A 486-nucleotide genomic window follows, 5' to 3' on the forward strand; every position below is an offset into this window, starting at 1 on the left:
TGTCCTTCGCAACGGTGATGTTGCGCGTCGTCGGGTCTTGCTGCACCAGACCGATCGTGCCGTTGTCGATGTTGTTGGTGATGTTCTGGATGTCGCTGGTGTTCTGCGTCACACGACCGTCGATGTTGGTGATCGCGCCGGCCACATTCGTGTACGTCGTGCCGCCATTCACCACGAAGGTCGGGTTCGAGATCGAACCGTCGCTGTTCACCGTCGAGCCGCCGCCAATCGCGTTGGCCGTCGAGGCCGCCACGTTGTACAGCTGCGAACCGTTCACCGCGTCGAGGCTCGATACGTTCACGAGACCGTTGGCCACGTTGTGCAACGCCACCGCGCTTGCACCCGAGCCGCCCAGCGTCACCGAGTCATGAGCCGACGTGTCGTACATCACGGCGTCAGCCATCGTGCCGTTGATGTTCGTGATGTCGCTGTTCAGTTGCGTGAACGCGTCGCCGGCGTTGCTGTACGTCTTGCCGCCGATGTTGT

At 61.7% G+C, this 486-nt stretch carries 1 pseudogene; it reads right to left on the reverse strand.

Going from position 1 to position 486, the window contains the following annotated elements:
* Window positions 1-486, reverse strand: a pseudogene (locus U5805_RS31600) (adhesin); the annotation flags it as partial.

The organism is Paraburkholderia sp. J41 (assembly GCF_905220235.1).
Taxonomy (GTDB): Bacteria; Pseudomonadota; Gammaproteobacteria; order Burkholderiales; family Burkholderiaceae; genus Paraburkholderia.